This is a genomic window from Faecalibacterium sp. (assembly GCF_052358865.1).
GTDB lineage: Bacteria > Bacillota > Clostridia > Oscillospirales > Ruminococcaceae > Faecalibacterium > Faecalibacterium butyricigenerans.
Genome location: NZ_DAWCVJ010000002.1, coordinates 54435 through 75013 on the forward strand (window position 1 = coordinate 54435; position 20579 = coordinate 75013).

16 protein-coding genes and 1 tRNA gene are annotated in these 20579 nt (G+C 59.3%); 14 read left to right on the top strand and 3 right to left on the bottom strand.

The window, feature by feature from the left end; genetic code table 11:
• Positions 1 to 77: 77 nt before the first annotated feature.
• From rpoB to ACT8X9_RS00800, 8 genes are all read left to right on the top strand, one after another.
• A complete protein-coding gene (gene rpoB, locus ACT8X9_RS00765) occupies positions 78 to 3905 on the top strand; it encodes a DNA-directed RNA polymerase subunit beta (RefSeq protein ID WP_227620039.1) in 3828 nt (1275 codons plus the stop codon).
• A 132-nt stretch (positions 3906 to 4037) separates the two neighbouring features.
• Complete coding sequence (gene rpoC / locus ACT8X9_RS00770; protein WP_444267799.1) at positions 4038 to 7613, top strand: DNA-directed RNA polymerase subunit beta'; 3576 nt, start codon at positions 4038 to 4040, stop codon at positions 7611 to 7613.
• A 406-nt stretch (positions 7614 to 8019) separates the two neighbouring features.
• Positions 8020 to 8448 (top strand): 30S ribosomal protein S12, encoded by a 429-nt coding sequence (gene rpsL, locus ACT8X9_RS00775; protein WP_005940205.1) that lies wholly within the window; start codon positions 8020 to 8022, stop codon positions 8446 to 8448.
• Between the two features lie 162 nt (positions 8449 to 8610).
• Positions 8611 to 9081, top strand: a complete 471-nt coding sequence (gene rpsG, locus ACT8X9_RS00780; RefSeq protein ID WP_005930552.1) for a 30S ribosomal protein S7 — start codon at positions 8611 to 8613, stop codon at positions 9079 to 9081.
• A gap of 24 nt (positions 9082 to 9105) precedes the next feature.
• Entirely contained in the window at positions 9106 to 11232 is a 2127-nt protein-coding gene (fusA, locus tag ACT8X9_RS00785; RefSeq protein WP_444267800.1) for an elongation factor G, read from the top strand.
• A gap of 172 nt (positions 11233 to 11404) precedes the next feature.
• Positions 11405 to 12610 carry an elongation factor Tu gene (gene tuf, locus ACT8X9_RS00790; protein ID WP_227620036.1) on the top strand — a complete coding sequence of 402 codons (1206 nt, stop codon included), beginning with the start codon at positions 11405 to 11407 and terminating at the stop codon, positions 12608 to 12610.
• A 278-nt stretch (positions 12611 to 12888) separates the two neighbouring features.
• On the top strand, positions 12889 to 13506 hold the full coding sequence (locus ACT8X9_RS00795; RefSeq protein WP_444267801.1) for a GyrI-like domain-containing protein: 618 nt from the start codon (positions 12889 to 12891) through the stop codon (positions 13504 to 13506).
• A gap of 67 nt (positions 13507 to 13573) precedes the next feature.
• Positions 13574 to 13918, top strand: coding sequence for a cupin domain-containing protein (locus ACT8X9_RS00800; protein ID WP_158403475.1), 345 nt, complete (start codon positions 13574 to 13576; stop codon positions 13916 to 13918).
• A 63-nt stretch (positions 13919 to 13981) separates the two neighbouring features.
• On the opposite strand, the gene ACT8X9_RS00805 is transcribed toward ACT8X9_RS00800, so the two are convergent.
• Positions 13982 to 14257 carry a hypothetical protein gene (locus ACT8X9_RS00805; RefSeq protein WP_227620035.1) on the bottom strand — a complete coding sequence of 92 codons (276 nt, stop codon included), beginning with the start codon at positions 14255 to 14257 and terminating at the stop codon, positions 13982 to 13984.
• Between the two features lie 249 nt (positions 14258 to 14506).
• On the opposite strand from ACT8X9_RS00805, the gene ACT8X9_RS00810 reads away from it, so the two are divergent.
• Both ACT8X9_RS00810 and ACT8X9_RS00815 read left to right on the top strand, forming a co-directional pair.
• The gene (locus ACT8X9_RS00810) at positions 14507 to 14767 is read left to right on the top strand and encodes a ketopantoate reductase family protein (protein ID WP_444267802.1); all 261 of its coding nucleotides are present in this window, start codon (positions 14507 to 14509) and stop codon (positions 14765 to 14767) included.
• Positions 14768 to 14781: 14 nt separating this feature from the next.
• Positions 14782 to 15315: an LOG family protein gene (locus tag ACT8X9_RS00815; RefSeq protein ID WP_249234511.1), complete on the top strand. Its 534-nt coding sequence runs from the start codon at positions 14782 to 14784 to the stop codon at positions 15313 to 15315.
• A gap of 52 nt (positions 15316 to 15367) precedes the next feature.
• Here the strand turns inward: ACT8X9_RS00815 and ACT8X9_RS00820 are convergent, their stop codons facing one another.
• Positions 15368 to 16741 (bottom strand): sodium-dependent transporter, encoded by a 1374-nt coding sequence (locus ACT8X9_RS00820; protein WP_444267803.1) that lies wholly within the window; start codon positions 16739 to 16741, stop codon positions 15368 to 15370.
• Positions 16742 to 16907: 166 nt separating this feature from the next.
• Positions 16908 to 17840, bottom strand: coding sequence for a carbohydrate kinase family protein (locus ACT8X9_RS00825; RefSeq protein ID WP_444267804.1), 933 nt, complete (start codon positions 17838 to 17840; stop codon positions 16908 to 16910).
• 192 nt (positions 17841 to 18032) lie between these two features.
• Between ACT8X9_RS00825 and ACT8X9_RS00830 the strand changes: the two genes are divergently transcribed.
• From ACT8X9_RS00830 to ACT8X9_RS00845, 4 genes are all read left to right on the top strand, one after another.
• A tRNA-Gly gene (locus tag ACT8X9_RS00830) sits at positions 18033 to 18108 on the top strand.
• A 71-nt stretch (positions 18109 to 18179) separates the two neighbouring features.
• Complete coding sequence (locus ACT8X9_RS00835; protein ID WP_227620031.1) at positions 18180 to 18557, top strand: hypothetical protein; 378 nt, start codon at positions 18180 to 18182, stop codon at positions 18555 to 18557.
• Positions 18554 to 19468, top strand: a complete 915-nt coding sequence (locus ACT8X9_RS00840; RefSeq protein ID WP_444267805.1) for a DnaD domain-containing protein — start codon at positions 18554 to 18556, stop codon at positions 19466 to 19468. Before ACT8X9_RS00835 ends, ACT8X9_RS00840 begins: the two co-directional genes overlap by 4 nt.
• Positions 19469 to 19489: 21 nt before the next feature.
• On the top strand, positions 19490 to 20470 hold the full coding sequence (locus ACT8X9_RS00845) for an ATP-binding protein (RefSeq protein WP_444267806.1): 981 nt from the start codon (positions 19490 to 19492) through the stop codon (positions 20468 to 20470).
• Positions 20471 to 20579 lie beyond the last annotated feature (109 nt).

Consider the following 20579-nt stretch of genomic DNA (forward strand, 5'->3'; position numbering starts at 1 on the left):
AATTATGTGTGTCTGCTCAAATTCGACCTGCATTTTGCAACATCCGTAGAGTATAAAAGTAAGGAGTGGTTGATTTTATGATGAAAGTCAAGCCCGTCAAGCTCGGCAAGACCGAGCGCATGAGCTTCTCCCACATCGACGAAGTCATCAGTATGCCGAACCTCATTGAGGTCCAGAAGAACTCGTACCAGTGGTTTCTGGACGAGGGCCTGAAAGAGGTCTTCCACGACATCGGCACCATTGAGGACTATACCGGCAATCTGGCACTGAGCTTTGTGGACTTCCGCCTCGACAAGGAGCCGAAGTACAGCATCAAAGAGTGCAAAGAGCGCGACGTGACCTATGCAGCGCCCCTGCGCGTCACCGCCCGTCTGCTGAACAAGGAGACCGGCGAGGTGAAGGATCAGGAGATCTTCATGGGCGACTTCCCCCTGATGACCGACGCAGGCACCTTTGTCATCAACGGTGCAGAGCGCGCCATCGTCAGCCAGCTGGTCCGTTCTCCCGGCGTATTCTACGGTGATGCCAAGGATAAGGTGGGCAACGACCTGTACAGCGCCACCATGAACCCCAACCGCGGCGCATGGCTGGAGTACGAGACCGACGCTTCCAACGTGTTCTATGTCCGCATCGACAAGAACCGCAAGCTGCCCGTCACCGTCCTCTGCCGTGCACTGGGCCTGTCCTCCAACGAGGACATCCTGAACTACTTCGGCGAGGATGAGCGCATCCTTGCCACGCTGGAGAAGGACACCACCAAGAACACCGAGGAGGGCCTGCTGGAAGTCTACCGCAAGCTGCGCCCCGGTGAGCCTCCCACGGTGGAGTCCGCCACCAGCCAGATCAATATGCTCTTCTTCGACCCCCGCCGCTACGATCTGTCCCGGTTCGGTCGTTATAAGATGAACAAGAAGCTGTCTCTGGCACGCCGCATCATGAACCACGTCGCCGCCGAGAACGTCGTCGCTCCTCTGACCGGCGAACTGCTCATCGAGAAGGATGCCAAGATCACCCGTCAGATGGCGGAGGCCGCGGATGCAGCCGGCGTCAACATCGTCGTGCTGAACGTCGAGGGCAAGAAGGTCAAGGTCATCACCAACGGCTGTGTGGATGCACAGGGCTTCTTCTCCTTCGACGTCAAGGAATGCGGCATCAACGAGCGCTGCTCCTTCGAGGAGATCAAGAAGATCCTCGACACCACCTCCGATGTGGAGGAGCAGAAGGAGATGCTGCGCCGCAACCACGACCAGCTCATCGGCCGCACCGTCACCGTGACCGACATCCTCTCCTCCATCAACTACCTGAACGGTCTGGGCCACGGCATCGGCACCACCGATGACATCGACCATCTGGGCAACCGCCGCATCCGCAGCGTCGGTGAGCTGCTGCAGAACCAGTTCCGCATCGGCTTCTCCCGCATGGAGCGCGTCATCCGTGAGCGGATGACCCTCCAGAGCCAGGACCAGAGCGTCATCACCCCGCAGGCCCTCATCAACATTCGTCCTGTGGTGGCCGCCATCAAGGAGTTCTTCGGCTCCTCTCCGCTGTCCCAGTTCATGGACCAGAACAACCCTCTGGCTGAGCTGACCCACAAGCGCCGTCTGTCTGCTCTGGGCCCCGGCGGTCTGAGCCGTGACCGCGCAGGCTTCGAAGTCCGCGACGTCCACTACAGCCACTATGGCCGTATGTGCCCCATCGAGACTCCTGAAGGCCCCAACATCGGTCTGATCTCCTATCTGGCATCCTACGCCAAGATCAACGAGTATGGCTTCGTCGAGGCTCCCTACCGCAAGGTCAAAAAGACCTACGACGAGAACGGCAATCTCATCGACCAGGTCGTCACCGACGAGGTCGAGTATATGACCGCTGACGTTGAGGACGAGTACGTCGTGGCACAGGCCAATGAGCCGCTGGACGAGACCAAGCACTTCAAGCGTGCCCGCGTCTCCGCCCGCCGCCGCGACGACATCCTCGAGATCGACGCCGAGAAGGTCGATTATATGGACGTCTCGCCCCGAATGATGGTCTCTGTCGCTACCGCCTGCATCCCCTTCCTCGAGAACGATGACTGTAACCGTGCTCTGATGGGCTCCAACATGCAGCGTCAGGCCGTGCCTCTGATGGTCACGCAGCAGCCCATCGTTGCCACCGGCATGGAGTACAAGGCTGCGACCGACTCCGGCACCGCTGTTCTGGCCAAGGCCGACGGCATCGTCGAGAAGGTGGACGCAGACCACATTGAGGTGCGCAACGCACAGGGTGCAGTGGACAACTACGCTCTGATCAAGTTCGCCCGCTCCAACGCAGGTACCTGCATCAACCAGCGCCCCATCGTCGAGGTGGGTGAGACCGTCAAGGCCGGTCAGGTGCTGGCCGACGGCCCCGCAATGCGCAACGGCGAGATCTCTCTGGGCAAGAACGCTCTGATCGGCTTCATGACCTGGGAGGGCTACAACTACGAGGACGCCGTCCTGCTGAACGAGAAGATCGTCCGCGAGGACGTTTACACCTCGATCCACATCGAGGAATATGAGACCGAGTCCCGCGACACCAAGCTGGGACCCGAAGAGATCACCCGCGACATCCCCAACGTCTCGGAGGATGCCCTGAAGGATCTGGACGAGCGCGGCATCATCCGCATCGGCGCAGAGGTCAAGAGCGGCGACATTCTGGTCGGCAAAGTTACCCCGAAGGGCGAGACCGAGCTGACCGCTGAGGAGCGCCTGCTCCGCGCCATCTTCGGCGAGAAGGCCCGCGAGGTGCGTGACACCTCTCTGCGCGTGCCCCACGGCGAGTACGGCATCATCGTGGACGTCAAGGTCTTTACCCCGGAGAACAGCGACGAGCTGCAGCCCGGCGTGCGCGAGGTCGTCCGCTGCTACATCGCTCAGAAGCGCAAGATCAGCGTCGGCGATAAGATGGCAGGCCGCCACGGCAACAAGGGTGTCGTTTCCCGCATCCTGCCGCAGGAGGATATGCCCTACCTGCCCGACGGCACCCCGCTGGACATCGTGCTGAACCCGCTGGGCGTTCCTTCCCGTATGAACATCGGTCAGGTGCTGGAAGTCAACCTCGGCTACGCAGCCAAGGCCTGCGGCATCAAGGTCATGACCCCGGTCTTCGACTCCGCCCGCGAGGCTGACATCGGCGATACCTTCGATACCGCCCGCGAGATGTGGCACGGCGAGAACGCCCCCGCTTACCCCACCAAGCTGCCGAAGCTGATGGGCGAGAAGGGCCACATCATCGACTTCTCCAAGATCGAGCTGGACCGCGACGGCAAGACCACCGTTTACGACGGCCGCACCGGTGAGAAGTTCGACAACCGCGTCACCGTCGGCTATATGTACTACCTCAAGCTGCATCACCTCGTTGACGATAAGATCCACGCCCGTTCCACCGGCCCCTACTCTCTGGTCACTCAGCAGCCTCTGGGCGGCAAGGCCCAGTTCGGCGGCCAGCGCTTCGGCGAGATGGAGGTCTGGGCTCTGGAGGCTTACGGCGCTGCTTACACCCTGCAGGAGATCCTGACCGTCAAGTCCGATGACGTCGAGGGCCGTGTCAAGACCTACGAGGCCATCGTCAAGGGCGAGCCGATCCCGCAGCCGGGCATCCCCGAATCCTTCCGCGTCATGCTCAAGGAGCTGCAGGCTCTGGGTCTGGACGTCATCGTTCAGGACAAGGACGGCAACGAGATCGATATGCGCCAGAACTTCGACGACGAAGAGACCGGATTTGATATGCGCGATGTTGCCGGCACCGAGACCGTCGCCAACGAGAACGAGCTGCTGAACGATTACACCATCAAGGACGCCGATGCTGGTTTCGATGATCCCTCCGTGCTGGAGGATGACAGCTCTGCCGCTGCAGAGCCCGCTTCTGACGAAGTGAACATCGACGAATAAGACCCCCCTATGAGAAAGCTGCGACCCCCTGCGCGGTGCGCGTGCTGCCGCCGCAGGGCAGGGGAGGGCAGCGGGTCTTCCAACGTCAACTGTTATCATCGAGACTATAAAGATTAAGAAAGGGTTCGTTTCATGGAAAACAACGTCTTCGATTCGATCAAAATCGGCCTTGCCTCTCCGGACCAGATCCGCAACTGGAGCTACGGCGAGGTGAAGAAGCCTGAGACCATCAACTACCGCACCCTGAAGCCGGAGCGCGACGGTCTGTACTGCGAGCGCATTTTTGGACCTACCAAGGACTGGGAGTGCCACTGCGGCAAGTATAAGCGCATCCGCTACAAGGGCAAGATCTGCGACCGCTGCGGCGTCGAGGTCACCAAGGCCAAGGTCCGCCGTGAGCGCATGGGCCACATCGAGCTGGCCGCTCCTGTGAGCCATATCTGGTATTTCAAGGGCATCCCCAGCCGCATCGGCCTGATGCTGGACATCAGCCCCCGTCTGCTGGAGAAGGTGCTGTACTTTGCAAGCTATATCGTCACCGACCCCGGCCTGACCCCGCTGGAAAAAAAGCAGCTGCTGACTGAGAAAGAGTACCGCGAGATGCGGGAGCGCTACGGCGACGAGTTCGAGGCTGCAATGGGCGCTGAGGCCATTCAGGACCTGCTGAAGGAGATCGACCTCGACCAGCTCAGCGCCGAGCTGACGGCTGAGGTGGAGAAGTCCTCCGGCCAGAAGCGGGTGCGCATCCTGAAGCGTCTGGAGGCCGTCGAGGCCTTCCGCGTTTCCGGCAACCGCCCCGAGTGGATGGTCATGGATGTGCTGCCTGTGCTGCCGCCTGACCTGCGCCCCATGGTCCAGCTGGACGGCGGCCGCTTCGCCACCTCCGACCTGAATGACCTGTACCGCCGCGTCATCAACCGCAACAACCGTCTGCGCCGTCTGCTGGAGCTGGGCGCTCCCGACATCATCGTGCGCAACGAGAAGCGGATGCTGCAGGAGGCAGTTGACAGTCTGATCGACAACGGCCGCCGCGGCCGTCCGGTCACCGGCCCCAACAACCGCGCACTGAAGAGCCTTTCCGATCTGCTGAAGGGCAAGCAGGGCCGCTTCCGCCAGAACCTGCTGGGCAAGCGTGTTGACTACTCTGGCCGTTCCGTTATCGTCGTCGGCCCTGAGCTGAAGATGGACCAGTGCGGTCTGCCCAAGGAGATGGCGCTGGAGCTGTTCAAGCCCTTCGTCATGAAGGATCTGGTCGAGAAGGGCGTGGCCAACAACATCAAGTCTGCCCGCAAGATGGTCGAGCGTACCAAGCCCGAGGTCTGGGACAGTCTTGAGACGGTCATCAAGGGCCACCCCGTCCTGCTGAACCGTGCACCTACCCTGCACCGTCTGGGCATTCAGGCCTTCAACCCCGTGCTGGTCGAGGGCCGTGCCATCAAGCTGCACCCGCTGGCCTGTACCGCATTCAACGCCGACTTCGACGGTGACCAGATGGCAGTCCATCTGCCTCTGGGCGAGGATGCCTGCCGTGAGGCCAAGATGCTGATGCTGGCTTCCGGCAACCTGCTGAAGCCCTCGGACGGCGCACCTGTCACCGTGCCGACGCAGGATATGATCCTGGGCAGCTACTACCTGACCACCGTTCGTGAGAACGAGGAGGGCGCAGGCAAGGTGTTCCGCGACGAGAACGAGGTTCTGATGGCCTACGCCGAGCACATCATCACCCTGCACGCACCCATCAAGGTGCGCCGCACCATGGTCATCGACGGCGTGGAGCGCACCGGTCTGGTGGACGCCACCGCCGGCCGCATCATCTTCAACAACCCCGTGCCCCAGAATCTGGGCTATATCGACCGCACCGACCCGGAGCACTGGCTGGAGTATGAGGTCAGCTTCCGCGTGACCAAGAAGACCCTGCCCGACATCATCTCCCGCTGCATGACCCGCAACGGCACCCGCACGTGTGCAAAGATGCTGGACGCCATCAAGGCACAGGGCTACAAGTACTCCACCCTGTCTGCCATCTCCGTCGCTGTCTGCGACGCAGTCATCCCGCCCCAGAAGGACGAGCTGATCGCCGACGCTGACAAGCAGGTCTCTCAGGTCAGCAAGCTCTTCAACCGCGGCCTGATCTCCGAGAACGAGCGCTATGCCCAGACCATCAACATCTGGCAGGCCACCACCGACAAGGTCTCCAAGGCTCTGGCTGCAAACCTGCCCGAGGACAACGAGATCTTCATGATGGCAGACTCCGGCGCCCGTGGTTCTATGAACCAGATCAAGCAGCTGGCCGGTATGCGCGGCCTGCTGGCAAACACCGCCGGTAAGACCATCGAGATGCCCATTCGTGCCAACTACCGCGAAGGTCTGAATATTCTGGAATACTTCGTTTCTGCCCGTGGTGCTCGTAAGGGTCTGGCCGATACCGCTCTGCGTACCGCTGACTCCGGCTACCTGACCCGCCGCATGGTCGATGTCTCTCAGGAGGTCATCGTCCGCGAGATCGACTGCGGTACCACCGACGGCCTGTGGGTCTCCGAGATCCACGAGGGCAAGGAGAAGATCGAGAGCTTCCGTGAGCGCATCATCGGCCGTTATGCCGTGGGCGATGTCATCGACCCCGTCACCGGCAAGGTCATCGTTCCCGAGGGCAAGATGATCGACCTCTACGATGCCAACGACATCGAGGCTGCAGGCATCACCAAGCTGAAGATCCGCAGCCTGCTGACCTGCCGCGCCAAGATCGGCGTCTGCGCACACTGCTACGGCAGCGATATGGCAAACGGTGAGCCGGTCCAGCTGGGCGAGTCCATCGGCGTCATCGCTGCAGAGTCCATCGGCGAGCCGGGCACTCAGCTGACCATGCGTACCTTCCATACCGGCGGTATCGCATCGGCTGAGGATATTACGCAGGGTCTTCCCCGTGTCGAGGAGCTGTTCGAGAGCCGCCGTCCCAAGAGCATGGCCATCATGAGCGAGATCTCCGGTGTCGTCTCTCACGACGATACCAAGAAGAATGTCGTCATCAAGGTCACGGGCAAGGACGAGACCGGCGCTGAGGTCGTCAAGAGCTACTCCATTCCCTTCACCCAGCACGCGCGCGTCATGCCGGGCGACCGCGTGGAGAAGGGCGACATCATCACCCGCGAGGGCGTCCTGTATCCGCAGGATATTCTGGCCATCAAGGGTCTGAGCGACGTCCAGAACTACCTCATCAGCGAGGTCCAGAAGGTCTACCGTCTGCAGGGCGTTGAGATCAACGATAAGCATATCGAGGTCATCGTCCGTCAGATGTGCCGCAAGGTCCGCGTGACCGACTCCGGCTCTTCCGACCTCATTGGCGGCGCTCTGGCAAACCGTCTGGAAGTCGAGAACATCAACGCCGAGCTGCAGAAGCGGATCGACGCAGGCGAGCAGGGCATCAAGCTGGTCGAGTATCAGCAGGTGCTGCTGGGCATCACCAAGGCTGCTCTGGCCAACGAGTCCTTCCTGTCCGCCGCTTCCTTCCAGGAGACCACCCGCGTGCTGACCGAGGCCGCCATCAAGGGCAAGGTCGATCCGCTGGCCGGCCTGAAGGAGAATGTCATCATCGGTAAGCTCATCCCCGCAGGTACCGGTCTCCCGGAGGTGCGTGAGGATCTGGCCCGCCGTGAGGCAGAGCGTGACGCCGAGGTCGCCGCTGAGCAGGTAGCTGCTGCGCAGCAGTAATGTTCCGTCACAGCATTCTGTAAAGTAAATACGAAGAGCCGTCTTTGCGGAGCGCATCCGCAGGGGCGGCTTTTTTGGGATAAACCTCTCCGTCACGGCTGACGCCGTGCCACCTCCCCTATCGAGGGGAGGCTTTGGCATATCGGAAAGCTTTCCCTCTTCGCCAGAGGCTCCCCTCGGTAGGGGAACTGTCTGCGAAGCAGACTGAGAGGTTAAAATCAGCTGATTCTGCCCCAAAAACACAGTAAAAACCCTTTCGGCGAATAAAACAAAAAAATATTGGAAAAACTGTTGACATTCCTGATGAAAACGGGTATTATATAACTGTTGCGCGTCCCACACAGGGATAGTGCGGCAAAAAAGTCGGAAAATATCCGATGTTCATCATTAAGAAAGGAGAAAACCAATGCCTACTTTTAACCAGCTTGTACGCAAAGGCCGTCAGGTCCTGGCTACGAAGAGCACTGCTCCCGCCCTGCTGAAGAGCTACAATTCTCAGAAGAAACAGTATTCTGATCTGAACAGCCCCCAGAAGCGCGGTGTCTGCACTGCAGTCCGTACCATGACCCCCAAGAAGCCTAACTCTGCTCTGCGTAAGGTCGCCCGTGTCCGCCTCACGAATGGTATCGAGGTCACCTCTTACATTCCCGGTATCGGCCATAACCTGCAGGAGCACTCCGTCGTGCTGATCCGTGGCGGTCGTGTTAAGGACCTGCCCGGTGTGCGTTACCACATCATCCGTGGTACTCTGGATACTCAGGGTGTTGCAGGCCGTAATCAGGCCCGCTCCAAGTACGGCGCAAAGCGTCCTAAGGCCGGTGCTGCAAAGAAGTAATTGAGGAACGAACCGCCATAAACGGCTTTCCATTATATAAATAACAAGTCCGCAGAAAGTGCGGAGGGCAACAGTTTATGTAAGGTCAGCTCTTTGTGACACAACGGGAGTTTTATTACTTTCGAGTACCGATGATATCATTCTGTGAAGGAGGGAAGAAAGATGCCTAGAAGAGGTAACATTGCTAAGCGCGATGTCTTAGCTGATCCTATTTACAATTCCAAGATGGTCACCCGTCTGGTCAACAGCGTCATGCTGGACGGCAAGAAGGGCGTCGCTCAGAAGATCGTTTACGAGGCTTTCTCCATGATTCAGGAGAAGACCGGCAACGATCCTCTCGAGACTTTCGAGAAGGCGATGGAGAACATCATGCCCAGCCTCGAGTGCAAGACCCGCCGCGTTGGCGGTGCTAACTACCAGGTTCCTCTGGAAGTCAGCCCTGCCCGCCGCGAGACTCTGGGCCTGCGCTGGCTGACTGCTTACAGCCGCAGCCGTGGTGAGAAGACCATGGCACAGCGTCTGGCTGCTGAGATCATGGATGCTGCCAACAACACCGGCAACGCCGTGAAGAAGCGCGAGGATACCCACAAGATGGCCGAGGCCAACAAGGCTTTCGCTCATTTCCGTTATTGATCTGTTCTGTAGGAGGTTAATTTCATGGCTACTCCCAGAGAAGTTTCTCTTCAGATGACGAGAAATATCGGCATTATGGCCCACATCGATGCTGGTAAGACGACCACTACCGAGCGTATTCTGTACTACACCGGCATCAACCACAAGATCGGCGAGGTTCACGACGGCGGCGCTACCATGGACTGGATGGTTCAGGAGCAGGAGCGTGGTATCACCATCACCTCCGCAGCTACCACTTGCTACTGGAGCCACTCTGAGACTCAGAAGGATCCCGTTGCATTCAAGAAGAATCGTCACCGCATCAACATCATCGACACCCCGGGCCACGTTGACTTCACCGTTGAGGTCCAGCGTTCCCTGCGCGTTCTGGACGGCTCTGTGACCGTTCTGGCTGCTAAGGGCGGTGTCGAGCCTCAGTCTGAGACCGTCTGGCGTCAGGCTGATGAGTACAAAGTCCCCCGCATGGTGTACGTCAACAAGATGGATACCATGGGTGCTGACTTCTTCCGCTGCATCAAGATGCTGCACGATCGTCTGCACGCCAACGGCGTGGCCATCCAGCTGCCTATCGGTCAGGAGGATACCTTCCGTGGTATCGTTGACCTGGTCGATATGAACGCTGAGGTCTACTACGACGATATGGGCAACGATATGCGCACCGAGCCTATCCCTGAGGATATGCGCGAGCAGGCCGAGGAGTACCGCAACATCCTCGTTGAGGCTGTTGCTGAGAACGACGAGGCTCTGATGGAGAAGTACCTCGAGGGTGAGGAGATCACCCGTGAGGAACTGAAGGCTGCCATCCGCAAGGAGACCATCGCCAATACGCTGGTTCCCGTCGTCTGCGGCTCTTCCTACAAGAACCGCGGCGTGCAGAAGCTGCTGGACGCTATCGTTGACTATATGCCCGCACCTACCGATGTCGAGGACATCAAGGGTGTGAATCCTGAGACCGAAGAGCAGGAGACCCGTCCGTCTTCCGACGACGCTCCCTTCGCAGCTCTGGCCTTCAAGATCGCTACCGACCCCTTCGTTGGTAAGCTGGCATACTTCCGCGTCTATTCCGGTAAGGTCGAGGCAGGTACTACTGTCTACAACTCCGTGAAGGACAGCAAGGAGCGTATGGGCCGCATCCTGCAGATGCACTCCAACCACCGCAAGGACATCGACTGCTGCTACGCAGGCGATATTGCTGCTGTCGTTGGTCTGAAGAACACCACCACCGGTGATACCCTGTGTGATGAGAATCATCCCATCATTCTGGAGTCCATGAAGTTCCCCGAGCCTGTTATCCGCGTCGCCATTGAGCCTAAGACCAAGGCCGGCAACGAGAAGATGGGCATCGCGCTGGCAAAGCTGGCCGAAGAGGATCCTACCTTCAAGACCTACACCGATGAAGAGACTGGTCAGACCATCATCGCCGGCATGGGCGAGCTCCATCTGGAGATCATCGTCGACCGTCTGCTCCGTGAGTTCAAGGTCGAGGCTAACGTCGGCGCACCTCAGGTCGCTTACCGTGAGACCATCCGCAAGGAGGCCAATCAGGAGACCAAGTACGCTCGTCAGTCTGGTGGTAAGGGCCAGTACGGTCACGTCAAGATCAAGATCGAGCCGAACGAGCCCGGTAAGGGTTATGAGTTCGTCAACGCCATCGTTGGCGGCGCTATCCCGAAGGAATACATCCCGGCTATCGACAACGGTATTCAGGGTGCTATGAAGTCCGGCGTTCTGGCAGGTTATCCTGTCGTTGACGTCAAGGTCACCCTGTGGGATGGTTCTTATCATGAGGTCGACTCCTCTGAGATGGCCTTCTCCATCGCAGGTTCTATGGCCTTCAAGGATGCTATGCGCAAGGCTGATCCTATCATCACTGAGCCTATCATGAAGGTCGCTGTCATCGTTCCCGATGAGTATCTGGGCGATGTCATCGGCGATCTGAATGCTCGCCGTGGTCAGATCCAGGGCATGGAGGCAATGGCTGGCACCCAGCGTGTCAACGCCTTCGTTCCTCTGGCTCAGATGTTCGGTTACGCCACCGACCTGCGCTCCAAGACGCAGGGCCGTGGTCAGTATGTCATGGAGCCGTCTCACTACGAGCCGGTGCCCAAGAACATCGCCGACCAGATCATTGCTGGCCGCACCAAGGGCTGATCGTTGAAAAACGGATAAAGATTTTGCCGGGGTAGTATAGCTCCGGCAAAATTTCCTGTAAAAACACTTGATTTTACAGGTGGAATTTAGTAGAATAGTTTTGCAATGCAATTCTGTATTAGCAGGACTGTTGTAACCAATATCAAAACCTAATTTAAGGGAGGATATTCCAATGGCTGAAAAGGCAAAGTTCGACCGTTCTAAGCCGCATGTTAACATCGGCACCATCGGTCACGTTGACCACGGCAAGACCACTCTGACCGCCGCCATCACCAAGTACCTGGCTCTGAAGGGCGACGCAGACTTCATGGACTACGCCAACATCGATAAGGCTCCTGAGGAGCGTGCTCGTGGTATCACGATCAACTCCGCTCACGTTGAGTATCAGACCGACGCTCGTCACTATGCTCACGTTGACTGCCCGGGCCATGCTGACTACGTCAAGAACATGATCACTGGTGCTGCTCAGATGGACGGCGCTATTCTGGTCGTTGCTGCTACCGACGGCCCCATGCCCCAGACCCGTGAGCACATCCTGCTGGCTCGTCAGGTCGGCGTGCCCTATATCGTTGTCTTCATGAACAAGTGCGATATGGTCGACGATGAGGAGCTGCTGGATCTGGTCGAGATGGAGATCCGTGAGCTGCTGAGCGAGTACGACTTCCCGGGCGATGACACCCCGATCATTCGTGGTTCCGCTCTGAAGGCTCTGGAGTCTGACTCCAAGGATCCCGATGCTCCCGAGTATGCTTGCATCAAGGAGCTGATGGATGCTGTTGACTCCTACATCCCCAACCCGGATCGTGAGGAGGACAAGCCCTTCCTGATGCCCATCGAGGACGTCATGACCATCTCTGGCCGTGGTACTGTTGCTACCGGTCGTGTTGAGCGTGGTATGGCCAAGGTTGGCGATGCAATGGAGATCGTCGGCATCAAGCCCGATCGTCTGAGCACCACCATCACCGGTCTGGAGATGTTCCGTAAGTCTCTGGACTTCGCTGAGGCTGGCGATAACATCGGCGCTCTGCTGCGTGGTGTTGATCGTACCCAGATCGAGCGTGGTCAGGTTCTGGCTAAGCCCGGTTCTGTGCACCCCCACAAGGTCTTCGAGTCTCAGGTCTACGTTCTGACCAAGGACGAAGGCGGCCGTCACACCCCGTTCTTCTCCAACTATCGTCCTCAGTTCTACTTCCGTACCACCGACGTGACCGGCATCATCACCCTGCCGGAAGGCACCGAGATGTGCATGCCTGGCGATAACGTCATGATGCACGTTGAGCTGCTGACCCCTGTCGCTATGGAAGAGGGCCTGCGTTTCGCTATCCGTGAGGGTGGCCGTACCGTTGGTTCCGGCGTCGTCGGCAAGATCATTGAGTGATTTTGTCCTTGAACGTCAGTTCTAAGGCGAACTAAGCACTTATAAAGTCCTTCCCATTCCGGAGAGTGGGAAGGACTTTTTTTGTATGGATCCTCTGTCTGGAAAGGCAGAGGAATTTTTTGTGGCGTATAGCACAACTTTATGGTTTACAAAGATTGGTTGTTGTGATATACTGGAGATGAAAGAACAAGCAGCACTGGAACTTGGCTAGGGCTGACAGGGAGCTGTCGGATGCCCTGCTGGAGGAGCTGCTGGACAGGCAGAGGAGGTCAACGACGATGGCGTTTGATTATAAGAAGGAATATAAGGCACTCTACCAACCACCTCGTGAGCCGCAGTTTGTCACCGTGCCAGCCATGACCTTTGCCGCAGTGCGGGGGCAGGGCGACCCCAACGATCCTGCAGGCGAGTACAAAGCAGCCATCGAGCTGTTGTACGGTCTCCTCTACACCATCAAGATGAGCAAAAAGGGCAGCTATCGGGTGGAGGGCTATTTTGACTTTGTGGTGCCCCCGCTGGAAGGGCTGTGGGAGCAGACCAATGCCGGAAAGAAAAACTTCCGCTGGACGTCTCTGCTCCGTCTGCCGGAGTTCGTGACCCGAAAAGAGTTTGACTGGGCTGTCCGAGAAGCGACAGCCAAAAAGAAAAAGGATTTCTCCAAGGTCGAGTTCTTCACCTACGATGAGGGCCTCTGCGTCCAGTGTATGCACCTCGGCTCTTACGACGACGAGCCGGAGACGCTGGCCCGGATGGACGCCTTTGCGGCAGAGCAGGGGTATGCGGTGGACTTTTCGGATACCCGCTTCCACCACGAAATCTACCTCTCCGACCCCAACCGCACTGCGCCCGAAAAGCGGAAGACCATCCTGCGTCACCCGCTCAAATCAAGCTTGTAATCCAGCCCCAAGGCCGCTATAATAAAAGAAAAAGCCGCTGTCTGGCGGCGGAAAACGAGGAATGGATATGAAGCTTCCCGAGAAGAAACAGCGCTGGGTCTATCATGCAGAAGCTCTGCCGCAGGCGGCAGGCGAGGGCGTCACCCGCCGGGTGCTGGCCTATACCGACGGCTTGATGTGCGTGGAGAACACCTTCGAGAAGGGGGCTGTGGGCGCACTCCACCATCACCCCCACACCCAGATCACCTATGTGGTGTCGGGTGCGTTCGAGTTCACGGTGGACGGCGTGACTCACACCGTGCGGGCCGGGGATACCATCCTGAAGGAGGACGGCGTGGAGCACGGCTGTGTCTGCACCGAGGCTGGCATCCTGCTGGACATCTTCACCCCCATGCGGGAAGACTTCGTGTAAAATAAAATGGGCCGCAGCCCACCCCGCGAGGGGAAAGGCTGCAGCCCATTTTTGTGCGAAAAATCAGGCGGCAGTAGAAGAAGCGACCTCAGAGGAAGCAGCCTCAGAAGATGCAGCCTCGCTGGAGACCTCGGATGCGGCCTCAGAAGATGCAGCCTCGCTTGCAGCCTCGGAGGAAGCGCTGTTCTCCTCAGCGACAGCGGAGGAAGCGGAAGTCTCGGACTGAGCAGAAGCAGCCTCAGAGGTGGAAGCAGCGGTAGAAGAAGAGCTGCCGCAGGCAGTCATGCTGACAGCAAGGACCAGAGCAGCAACGGTAACAGCAACATTCTTGAGTTTCATATGAAAAATCTCCTCATATTTAAAAATAGTTTTGCGGGAGGGCCGTACAGGCAAGGCCCTTCTGCAAAAAGATATTCTAGTCCGTTTTCGAAAAAAATCAAGCCCTTTTTGGGCAAAGATTCTATTTGCCGGAGAGATTCTACACTTTTGTTATAACTTTTCGATAAAAGTCAAAGATTTTTGACGTTCAAAAATAAAACACAACGAGCTTTTCCGGAAGAGGAAAGCGTGGTATAATAGCTTCATGATATGCAGCGGGTGGAGGCTGTGTCCGGTAAGGGCTGCGCCGTCAAGCCATCGGCCCGCTATTCGACCCTGCAGGACCTGGACGCCGGACGCCACACCGAGATCGATATGTTCTCGGGCGCACTCATCCGGATGGGCAGGGAGCTTGGCATCCCGACGCCCTACAATGAGTTCGCTTACCACATGATAAAGGCGCTGGAAGAAAAGAACGACGGCAGATTTGACTACAGCGGCCCGGATCAGAAAATGACATGGGCAAGATGAGGGGAGAAAAGGGAATGAATATCACAGTCTATCTGGGGGCGAACGAGGGCAATGACCCGGCCCTGAAGCAGGCCGTCGAGGAGCTGGGCCGGTGGATCGGCGAGAGCGGGAACGCTCTGGTCTATGGTGGCTCCCGCAGCGGCCTGATGGGCCGCCTCGCCCACAGCGTCCTGACGGCGGGCGGCGAAGTGACCGGGGTAGAGCCGCAGTTCTTCATCGACTCGGAGGTGCAGTACGACGGCCTGACAAAGCTCATCGTCACGAAGGACATGACCGAGCGGAAGACCCGGATGATCGAGCTGGGCGACGCCTTTATCGCCTTTCCGGGCGGCACCGGTACGCTGGAAGAGATCGCCGAGGTGATGTCCAAGGTCTCGCTGGGCCATCTCGACGCGCCCTGCATCCTCTACGACCTCGACGATTACTACGCCGGCCTGAAGGCCCTGCTGGCCCATATGGTCGAGACAGGCCTGTCCAGCCCTGCGCGGCAGAAGGGCATCTGCTTCGCAAAGAACTTGGACGAGATAAAAAGTCTCCTGCAAGCATAAAGAAAAAGCGCTGGAAGCCTTTAGACCGCTTCCAGCGCTTTGTTTTTGCTGTTTACATGGAGATGACGCCGAGGGCGTTGGCCACCGAGCTGACAAGGATGATGGCCGCGAAGATGGGGCAGAGATACTTTATCATAAAGTTGAAGATGCGTCTGCGGCGGAAGGGCTTGCCGTTCAGCGTGACCTCCTCTTCGATCTTCTCCACACCGATGACCCGGGACACCAGCAGGCAGGTGGTGATGGCCGCAATGGGCATCATGACGGAGTTGGTGAGGAAGTCGAAGAAGTCGAGGAACTGCATCCCGAAGACCGTGAACCGGGCCAGCGGGCCGTAACCCAGAGCCGACAGACTGCCCAGCACCAGCATGATGATGCCGATGAGGATGGTGGCCTGTTTGCGGTCCCAGCCCAGCTCGTCCTCAAAGGTGGAGACGGCGCTCTCGGTCAGGGCGATGGAGCTGGTGACAGCGGCGAAAAGCACCAGCGTAAAGAAAAGAATGCCCACCACTGTGCCGAGGCCCATGCTCTCGAACACCTTGGGGATGGTGATGAACATGAGGGCCGGGCCGGCCTGCAGAGTGTCCGGGTCGCCGCCGGAGAAGGAGAAGACCGCCGGAATGATCATCAGGCCCGCCATGATGGCGATGGCGGTATCAAAGACCTCCACGTTTTCAGTGGACTCCTCGATGGAGACGTCCTTCTTCATATAGGAGCCGAAGGTGACGAGGATGCCCATAGCGATGGAGAGGGAGTAGAACATCTGCCCCATTGCGGTCACGACGGTCATCCACGAGAAGTTGGCGATGTTGGGCACGAGGAAGTATTTCACACCCTCCAGCGCGCCCGGGCGGGTGACGGAGTAGCCTGCGATGACGACGGAGAGCACCACGAGGATGGGCATCATCACCTTGGACACCCGCTCCACGCCGTTGCGCACGCCCGCAAAGATGATGGAGAGGGTAAAGACGGTAAAGATGGCGAAGCAGATCTCCGCCGACGGGCCGCTGGAAATGAAGGCGGAGAAATAGCCGTCCGCCGCCAGCTCGCTGCCGTGGCCGCCGATGTAGTCGGCCAGATACCGGATGACCCAGCCGCCGATGACCGAGTAGTAGGGGACGATGAGGATGGGGATGATGGCGTTGATCCAGCCGCCGAAGGAAAGCCCGCCCGTTTTGCCGAAGGAGGCGAACGCGCCCACCGGGCTTTTCTTGGTCATCCGGCCCAGCGCCGTCTCGGCCACGATCATGGTGTAGCCGAAGGTGAAGGCGAGGATGATGTAGATGAGCAGGAAGATGCCGCCGCCGTACTTGGCCGCAAGATAGGGGAAGCGCCAGATGTTGCCGAGGCCCACCGACGCGCCTGCAGCGGAGAGAACGAATCCGATCTTGCCCGAAAAGGCGCTCCGCTTGTGCTGTTTTTGATTCATTGGATTTTCCTCTTTTCACAAATTCAATACCCCCAGTGTATCACAGCCGGGGAGGGGATTCAACCGATTTTCTGATAAGAAGCAGAAGACCCATCGAAGGAATCGAAGGGTCGTATCAAAAAATGAGCACAGAAGCAGAAACTCCTGTGCTCAGAGGGAGGCAACGTCAGTCCACCACCGGTACATCCAGCCCGAATTCCAGCGGGCGGAAGCGGGGGCAGACGTTTTCGGTGATGCAGATGACCGAGGCGGCGAGGCGGCTGCCGATCTCGCAGGACTGGGCCAGATTCTTGCCGTAGGTCAGGCCGATGACCGTCCCCGCAAAGAAGGCGTCGCCTGCGCCGGTGGTGTCGATGACGTCCACCTTCTTGGCGGGCACGACGCCGCAGGCCCCGTCGTGCTGGGCGTAGACGGCCCCCAGACCGCCCATCGTCACCACCATGCTGGTCATATTGGCGCTGTGGACGTTCCGGGCCAGCACCTGAGCCATCTGGGTGGGGGAGAGGTGGCCGTAGTCGTCCGAGAAGAGCAGCCCGGCCTCCTGCTGGTTGCAGACGAAGCAGTCGATCTGCTGCAGATAGTCGCGGCGCTCCATGGCGATGCTCATGTTGGAGACGGCGGCAAAGACCTTCTTTTTGTACTTCTTGGCGTAGTGGAGCACCTGCTTGACGGTCTCTTTCTCGAGGTCCAGCTCGATGGCGATGCTGTCGCAGTCCCGGAAGATCTCGTCGCCCTTCTCTTCCAGCAGGGCGGTCAGAGGGGTGGTGTCGGGCCGCTTGGAGATGGCCGCGTGGACGTCGCCGTCGTTGTCGAAGATGGCCAGCCATGTGCCCATGCCGTCGGGGACTTTCTGGATGTATCGGGTGTTGACCTTGTGGTTGTCCAGCTTGTCGATGACGTCCTGCCCCATGCCGCTGTCATCCACAAGGCTCACGAAGGTGGGGCGCAGCTCCACGTTGGCAATGTCCTCCGCCACGTTCCGGCTCACGCCGCCGTGCACCTGCTCCATCCGCCCGGCGTTCCGTCCGCCGGGGATGTAGGTGGAGAGAGGATAGCCCTTGATGTCCACAAAAACTGCGCCGATGACTACGATTCCCATAGTTTTGATTCCTTTCCGAAGTAAACGCTCTTTGGGTCTTTCTTTGGGTCTTATTATACTGTATTTTACAGGGAGAATCCATCTTTTTACCATTTCTTTGTCCGAAAAGCAGAAAATCGACCGCCCCGGCGGGATTCGAGCCAAAAAGCTGTTGACAAAACCGCCGCCCTTTGCTACAATAAACAGGTAAACGCAGGGTTAGCTCATCCGGTAGAGCGACTGCTTCCCAAGCAGTAGGCGGCGGGTTCGAGTCCCGTATCCTGCTCCACAAAAAGAGCGCTGATTCGTCAAGAATTGGCGCTCTTATCATTTCGGCGAAAGAAAACGGAGAGGGACGCCATGATCTTTGTACCCCTTTTGCACTATTTCAAGTGTAAGAACCAATATAGCGGCAACGAGGACGGGATGCGCTACCTGCTCTCGCCCGGCAAGCGCAGCGTGCCCGACCCGGACGGCGGCGAGGGCGCACAGAAGGAGGAGGCCGTCCTCACGGTGGACATCTGGCCCGACCCGTGGGCGCTGGACCGCACCGACCCGGCCCTGCGGCGGCAGAAGGTCTTTCCCCTGACGGAGGAGGGCCGGGCGGAGGCGGCGGAGTACCTGTCCTCTACCTACAGCGCCGACACCGCGTACTGGAAGCAGCGGCCCTCCATTCTGGACTCGGAGCCGTGGTCGCCGCCGAAGGATGAGGAAGCAGAAAGCGAAGGAGACAAATGATCTACCGCATCAAGGAACTCAAGGGCGACACCATCCCGGTGCCGCAGCTCATCTTTTCCAAGCTGGGCATCGCCGAGGAGTATAACGTCCGGGTGGCGCTGTATGTGCTGGCCACCGGCATCACCGACCCGGACAAGCTCTGCGCAGACCTGAAGCTGCGCAGCCGCATCTCTGCCGAGAGCGCCCTCTCCTTCTGGGCCGGCGCGGGGCTGCTGGAGCGCTACGACGAGAACGCCGCCCCGGGCGCAGAGCCTTCGGCCCCCGCCCCCATGACGTGGGCGGAGATCGCCGCCGCAAGCCGCACCGACCCCATGATCTCCAGCCTCATCGACTGCGCCCAGACGGGCTTTGCCCGCCCGCTGACCCACATCGAAATGGAAAAGCTGGTCAACCTCTATGTGCAGGAGGGCTATGCCCCCGAGACGGTCATGCTCTGCGTGGCCTATGTGGCCAGCCGGGGCAAGCGGACCATGGCCGCCGTCCTCCACGAGCTGAAGGTCTGGCGGGCCGAGGGAGTGGAGACCGGCGAACAGGCCGACGCCCACCTCAAGCTGCTGGCCCTCCGCCAGACCCGGGAGCAGTACGTCGCCTCTCTGCTGGGCATCCCGGACAGCGAGCTTACCCTCGGCGGGCGGAAGGCCATCGCCCGGTGGTATGAGGTGTACGGCTACGATGACGCCATGGTGCAGGAGGCCGCGGTGCAGGCCGGGCCGAAGCGGGACCTGTGGTACTGGAACAGCATCCTCAAGACATGGAACGCCAAGGGCCTGCGGAACATCCACGATGTGCGCAGCCCGGTGGCGTCCATCGGTGCCAGCCGGAACATCCGGGTGGACCGCGAAGCCCCCAGCGGCAACGACTTCCTCAAGAACGCCGCCCGCCGCCGCTCCCTCAAGAAAAAGCCCGAGTGACACCCGGCATAAGGAGACACTATGCGTACCAAGAACGAACTGTATCAGGAGGCCCTGCGCACCGTCGCCCGGCGGCGTCAGACGGCCCGGGCGCGGGCAGAGGATGCCCGCGCAGAGGCCGAAGCAGCCCTGCCCGGGCTGCGCCACGCCGAGGAAGAGGTGCGGGTGCGGGGCATCCGCTGCGCACTGGCCGGTGCGGCGGGCAGGGACCGCACCGAGGCCGCCGCCGCCCTTGCGGACGCCCGCAGGAAGCTCTCGGAGCTGCTGGCATCCAGCGGCCGCCCGGCTGACGCACTGGAACCTCGCTTCACCTGTAAGCTCTGCGAGGATACCGGCGTGGTGAAGGGGCGCACCTGTGAATGCGTCCACAAGGTGATGCAGCAGCTCCGCCGGGAGGAGATCGAGGCCCTGTCCAGCCTCTCCATTTCCAGCTTCGACACCATGGAGCTGCGCTATTACCCCGACGAGAAGGACGCCGATGTCGGCGAGTCGGCGCGCAGGTACATGGCCGGACAGCTGGCCGAGCTGAAGGGCTATGCCGACGAATTTGACCGCACCAGCCCCAGTCTGGTGCTTCTGGGCAACGCCGGTCTGGGCAAGACCCACGCCGCGCTGGCCATCGCCGGAGAGGTGCTGGAAAAGGGCTTCGACGTCATCTATGTGTCCAGCCCCGATTTCTTCTCGAAGCTGGAAGCCCTGCACTTCGGGCAAGACCCCGCCGGGGAAGAGGAGACGCTCCTGCGCACCGCTGCCGGGGCCGACCTGCTCATCCTCGACGACCTCGGCTCGGAGTTCAACTCCAGCTTCCTCATCAGCACCCTCTACAGCCTGCTGAACAACCGTCTGGGCGCAAAGCTGCCCACCATCGTCACCACCAACATCACCGAAAGCGCGCTGCTGGAACGGCTCTATACCGAGAAGATCTCCAGCCGCCTCGCTTCCTTCCTGCCCTGCCTCTTTGTCGGAAAGGACATCCGGGCACAGAAGGCGGCGGAATCCTGAACCACATATCCGGAACACACCGGAGAAGCAGCTGAGCTTTTGTCAGCTGCTTCTTTTTTTGTGCAGGCCGCTCCTGTGCTTTGCCCATTTTTTTGGGATCGCTGAAATA

Excerpts from the sequence above, each read along its gene's own strand:
- rpoC (WP_444267799.1), top strand. The coding sequence starts at position 4,038 with ATGGAAAACAACGTCTTCGATTCGATCAAAATCGGCCTTGCCTCTCCG.
- ACT8X9_RS00820 (WP_444267803.1), bottom strand. The coding sequence starts at position 16,741 with ATGAATCAAAAACAGCACAAGCGGAGCGCCTTTTCGGGCAAGATCGGA.
- tuf (WP_227620036.1), top strand. The coding sequence starts at position 11,405 with ATGGCTGAAAAGGCAAAGTTCGACCGTTCTAAGCCGCATGTTAACATC.
- ACT8X9_RS00810 (WP_444267802.1), top strand. The coding sequence starts at position 14,507 with ATGCAGCGGGTGGAGGCTGTGTCCGGTAAGGGCTGCGCCGTCAAGCCA.
- ACT8X9_RS00800 (WP_158403475.1), top strand. The coding sequence starts at position 13,574 with ATGAAGCTTCCCGAGAAGAAACAGCGCTGGGTCTATCATGCAGAAGCT.
- ACT8X9_RS00795 (WP_444267801.1), top strand. The coding sequence starts at position 12,889 with ATGGCGTTTGATTATAAGAAGGAATATAAGGCACTCTACCAACCACCT.
- rpsG (WP_005930552.1), top strand. The coding sequence starts at position 8,611 with ATGCCTAGAAGAGGTAACATTGCTAAGCGCGATGTCTTAGCTGATCCT.
- ACT8X9_RS00840 (WP_444267805.1), top strand. The coding sequence starts at position 18,554 with ATGATCTACCGCATCAAGGAACTCAAGGGCGACACCATCCCGGTGCCG.
- rpoB (WP_227620039.1), top strand. The coding sequence starts at position 78 with ATGATGAAAGTCAAGCCCGTCAAGCTCGGCAAGACCGAGCGCATGAGC.
- rpsL (WP_005940205.1), top strand. The coding sequence starts at position 8,020 with ATGCCTACTTTTAACCAGCTTGTACGCAAAGGCCGTCAGGTCCTGGCT.
- ACT8X9_RS00845 (WP_444267806.1), top strand. The coding sequence starts at position 19,490 with ATGCGTACCAAGAACGAACTGTATCAGGAGGCCCTGCGCACCGTCGCC.
- ACT8X9_RS00815 (WP_249234511.1), top strand. The coding sequence starts at position 14,782 with ATGAATATCACAGTCTATCTGGGGGCGAACGAGGGCAATGACCCGGCC.
- ACT8X9_RS00835 (WP_227620031.1), top strand. The coding sequence starts at position 18,180 with ATGATCTTTGTACCCCTTTTGCACTATTTCAAGTGTAAGAACCAATAT.
- ACT8X9_RS00805 (WP_227620035.1), bottom strand. The coding sequence starts at position 14,257 with ATGAAACTCAAGAATGTTGCTGTTACCGTTGCTGCTCTGGTCCTTGCT.
- ACT8X9_RS00825 (WP_444267804.1), bottom strand. The coding sequence starts at position 17,840 with ATGGGAATCGTAGTCATCGGCGCAGTTTTTGTGGACATCAAGGGCTAT.
- fusA (WP_444267800.1), top strand. The coding sequence starts at position 9,106 with ATGGCTACTCCCAGAGAAGTTTCTCTTCAGATGACGAGAAATATCGGC.